Source organism: Alteromonas sp. ALT199 (assembly GCF_018619335.1).
Taxonomy (GTDB): Bacteria; Pseudomonadota; Gammaproteobacteria; order Enterobacterales; family Alteromonadaceae; genus Alteromonas.
In genome coordinates, this window is sequence record NZ_JAHHDX010000122.1 from 1 (window position 1) to 4,181 (window position 4,181).

The 4,181-nt window shown below is 41.1% G+C and carries 5 protein-coding genes and 1 pseudogene; 1 reads left to right on the top strand and 5 read right to left on the bottom strand.

Going from position 1 to position 4,181, the window contains the following annotated elements; translation table 11 throughout:
• The coding region (locus KL866_RS13130) for a hypothetical protein (RefSeq protein WP_214995365.1) at positions 1 to 205 on the top strand (205 nt) is incomplete at its 5' end.
• A 181-nt stretch (positions 206 to 386) separates the two neighbouring features.
• Here KL866_RS13130 and tnpC read toward each other — a convergent pair.
• From tnpC to KL866_RS13155, 5 genes and pseudogenes are all read right to left on the bottom strand, one after another.
• Positions 387 to 1,883: an IS66 family transposase gene (gene tnpC, locus KL866_RS13135; protein ID WP_214995367.1), complete on the bottom strand. Its 1,497-nt coding sequence runs from the start codon at positions 1,881 to 1,883 to the stop codon at positions 387 to 389.
• Positions 1,884 to 1,969: 86 nt separating this feature from the next.
• Positions 1,970 to 2,320, bottom strand: coding sequence for an IS66 family insertion sequence element accessory protein TnpB (gene tnpB / locus KL866_RS13140; protein WP_214995369.1), 351 nt, complete (start codon positions 2,318 to 2,320; stop codon positions 1,970 to 1,972).
• Positions 2,317 to 2,637, bottom strand: coding sequence for an IS66 family insertion sequence element accessory protein TnpA (tnpA, locus tag KL866_RS13145; RefSeq protein ID WP_214995370.1), 321 nt, complete (start codon positions 2,635 to 2,637; stop codon positions 2,317 to 2,319). Before tnpA ends, tnpB begins: the two co-directional genes overlap by 4 nt.
• 144 nt (positions 2,638 to 2,781) lie before the next feature.
• A pseudogene (locus KL866_RS13150) lies at positions 2,782 to 3,124 on the bottom strand (transposase); the annotation flags it as partial.
• A gap of 291 nt (positions 3,125 to 3,415) precedes the next feature.
• Positions 3,416 to 4,181: sulfotransferase domain-containing protein (locus KL866_RS13155; RefSeq protein WP_214995374.1), on the bottom strand; the 766-nt coding region annotated here is incomplete at its 5' end.

The following is a 4,181-nucleotide window of genomic DNA, read 5'->3' on the forward strand; positions in this document are numbered from 1 at the left end:
AGATAATTTTGCTGAAGTAATCAATAAAAATAAAATATGTCTATCCAATGAAAGACTAGACACTTCATTCTTATACTTAGAGAAAGGAAAATTACTGGCTGTAAGTTTTAAAGCTTTGAAACTAAGCTTTTTTCAAAAAAAGAAAGTTTTTTTTGTTGGTAAAAAAATATCAATTTTAAGCTTTTTGGGCAGCTACTTAGAGTAATGATGTTTGTTTTTCATTCTAGATATAAGACTTGAGTACGACTTTTAAACCTTACAAGTATTTCAGGGTTAGGGGCTTCCAAGTTACTACAAAAGCAAAAACTCTTACTGACCTAATAATTCTGCCTATGTTAATAACTTAGTCAGCAGAGACTAAAAGAGTAAGCGTCCGGTAATCCCACCTAGCGCTTAGCAAACAACCATGGTAGCAGTTGCTCAACACCGACGTTAGGCTTGCTGAGTTCATCAAGACAAGCCATCACATACTCGAACACATTGAGGTCGTTGGCCTTTGCCGTTTCGATAATGCTGTAGAGCATTGCACTGGCGTTTGCACCTGTAACGGTTTGGCTAAACAACCAGTTTTTCCTGCCGATGACGAACGGTTTAATCGCGCGTTCAGCGCGATTATTATCGATAGTTAGTTGGCCGTCTAACGTGTAACGCGCTAGCTTTTCCCATTGGTTCAAGCAGTATTGTATCGCTTCACCTAATTTAGTTTTCGGTAACACTTGTTGAACTGATTTCATTAGCCATACGTGAAGCTGATTGAGCAACGGTAGGCTCTTTTCTTGTCTGGTAAGGTAGCGCACTTCCACCGTTTTATCTTTCAACTGGGTTTCGATGCGGTAGAGCTTTTGGATGTGATTGAGCGCCCAATCTGCTTTGCCACTGCCTTTCTTTCCTGCACCTTTTTTGGCTTCGATAAACTTACGGCGTGCATGTGCCCAACAACCAATGAGTGTGGCTTGCGTTTGCTCATAGCCTTGATAGCCATCTACTTGCAGGTAGCTGTTATAGCCATCAAGGAAGTCTACTGCGCATTGCCCAGCGCGACTATTGTGGTAGTCGTACAACACGATATTAAGTATCTCTGCATCGGGTATATTACCGTTAGGAGAGTCTGCGCCACTGGCGTACAGCCACATATAGCTGTTCGCTTTTTCAGACTCAATAACCTTTAGTGTGGTTTCATCCGCCGCGATAACAAGTTGCTTTAACAGGTGTTGATGAAGCTGCTCATAAAGCGGTTTAAACAACTCAGCACAGCGGATTATCCAGTCCGCCATCGTCTTACGGCTTAATTCAATACCGTGCTGTTTGAACATCGCTTCTTGTCGATAAAGCGGTAACCCATACTGATATTTGCTGGTGATGATTTGACTTAACAAGCTTGGCGTTGCGTAGCCTTTTGTGATCACGCTGTGAGGTACGGGCGCTTTTTTAATCGTGTTGCTGATACCGTCCTTTTCACAGGTACGGCACGCATATTTAGGGCGAACATGCTCTATCACTTTAACCTGTGCAGGAATAAACTGAAGCTTCTCTGACTTATCTTCACCAATGCGATGTAATTCGCCCGCACAACAGCCACAGATTTTTTCTTCGTCGCTAATATCGTGAACGATAACTTCACGAGGCAGGTCTTTAGGTAGCGGTTTACGTGTGGGCTTTTTGCGGGTATAGCTAATCGTTTCTTCGGCTGTTTCAGATTCAACAACCAGTTCTTCCGCTTCGTTAAACAACTCACCTTGCCCAGGGTGGCCTTCAGTACTTTTTCCGAACTGCTTGTGCTGGGCAACACGGAACTGTTCTTCTAAATAGGCAATCCGCGCGCTCTTCTCTTCAAGAAGCGCTTCAAGTTCAGCGATGCGGGATTGGTATTCTTTCTCGTTCATACCGCTATTATCCCGTATTAAGCTGCTGATTACCTTACATTATTAAGACTATTTCGTGATCGTTAATCGCTACTTATGATCACAGGTTATAAGCCGGATGCGTTGTAGTGCAACGGCTGATGCCCTACGACATCGTAGCCCGATAACAGCCATTGTAGCTGCTGTTCACTCATATGCATCTGTTTTAAGTTCGCATCGACAGGCCATTTAAAGCGATGTTTTTCGAGGCGTTTATACCAGAGTGCGAAGCCCGTTTTATCCCAATAGAGTATTTTGACCTTATCGCGCTTTTTGTTGCAGAAGACGAACAGCGCATCGCGAAACGGATTCAAGTTCATATCCTGCTCAACGACGACAATTAAGCCATTAATCGATTTGCGGAAGTCGACGATATCCATGTACAGGTAAATGTCGGCAGGCTCTACGAACATCTTCATTCGGCCAATGCCTTCATCACAGTAGCAACCCAGTGAGGGTTAATATTTGTTGGCACGGTAAGTTGGACATTTCCAAGTTGCAAGAGAAGTTTGCCACCCATTTCCTCGGTATAGGATTCAACCTTCGTGACTTCACGTTTCACCTGAACAAACTTGCTGCTTGTTCGTTGAAGCCGAATATCGCGACGTCGGGTATAGTAAGTTTGAACGTTAATCTGCTGCTGACGACAAAACTCTACCGCAGTGAGTCCGCTTTGCTTTTGCTGCTCGAATAAATTGAGCCAGTCTTGCACTTCTCTTCGTTGATGTTGCTGCATGGTCATTCTCCTTAGTAAAGAGAACACCATGCCGTAGCTAATTTATGAATTGAATGTGGGGATTACCGGACGGACACCTAAAAGATAGGCAGATGAACAATAAAAAACTTGTGCCCACTTCCCCTAATTTAAGACACAAAGCCAAACGCTTGCTTTTGCTTTGCGCCAGTCTCGTTTAGGGCGGTAGAAGGTCGGACGCCAATACCAACAAACAGGCAAGCCTTAACGATATATATTCTGCATCAACCAGAATGCTGACGCACTCTTGCTCTTCGGATAACATCAACGTTTTGGCCCCAAAATTCCTAATCGCATTATATTCTAGGCTAACGTCAGCGATCATCTTCTTGAGCTCTGAATTTTCCTCATCAAGCTCTTTCAATCGTTTGGCGTCAAATTCTTCCATGTCGGCGTAGTTAGTTTTCCAACTTCAGTAATTTACATAATTTATTCCCTGTTAGAGACAACGTTCATCAACCTTTCTACCAACATAGAAGTATTTTTAATATGCCGATGATCTAAGATTCTGTAGACTAAAGTTTTATTCATAGTTGTCCTCTGCGTCAATCACTACAAACAACATTATTTATGTCTATCTAAGTTATACGTGAAGTGACAAATATAGAGAAAAATTTCAATTTTTTATACGCAGCGATAACTGATGTCAGGCAATGAGTAATACAACTTGGGGTTGTCGAACGCATCAAACAGCATGTAAACTTAATGGCAGTTACAAAAAGCTCTCTAAAAGTGCGACACGTTAACGAAAACAATTGCCTTAAGTATATCCAAGCTTTTTCAAAGTTTCGCCGTACTTTTCTGTAAAAATATCTAAAGTTTCGTCATCTAACAGACTTTCCCACTTAGAGTGATTTTTACTGTGAATATGTTTGTTAGCTTTTATTTCTGAGTCACTCATTCTGTTAAGATCGTGTGACTTAGCGATATTCTGAGCTTTTTCACGGAGTTTCCCAACAAAGCCTAAATGGTCGAATATTGTTAAAAAAACTTCGTCATAACTTTGAAGAATATCTTCCATTTTAACTTCCAAGACATTATCGATATCGTAGTTCCAATTAGCCATATCCTCTATGGTCCATGACGCATATCTATCTAATTCAAACTCAAGCCCTTTTTCTGTTTCTAAGGATTTAAGATTATCTTTATATGACATGCCTTGTAAATCATCTAAGTACCTTTTCTTCCATTCTAACGATTCGTGTTCTCGACTATATGGAACAAAGGGAAACTTTATATCTTCTGATGATGAGCTAACAAGTGGCTTCGTGTTGCACCAAAGTTCTTCTGTGTGTCGATGGTATTGATACCCTGAAATTAAAACACTCCTTGGGTCTCGTATTATGTGAACACCTCTAAAACTCGAAGTTAGAATATTACTACCCACTAAACTATGTTCAAAAATAACTACATCATATCCTGCTGGAACTTCGTCACAATAACCGTAAACTCTACAAATTTTCAATCCGAGAAAGTCACTTATCTCTTTTAAAACATTTGTCGCTAATACAGTACCGGTCTTATGG

Bases quoted from the DNA above. Each gene is read 5' to 3' on its own strand.
- tnpC (WP_214995367.1), bottom strand. From the start codon at position 1,883: ATGAACGAGAAAGAATACCAATCCCGCATCGCTGAACTTGAAGCGCTT.
- tnpB (WP_214995369.1), bottom strand. From the start codon at position 2,320: ATGAAGATGTTCGTAGAGCCTGCCGACATTTACCTGTACATGGATATC.
- tnpA (WP_214995370.1), bottom strand. From the start codon at position 2,637: ATGCAGCAACATCAACGAAGAGAAGTGCAAGACTGGCTCAATTTATTC.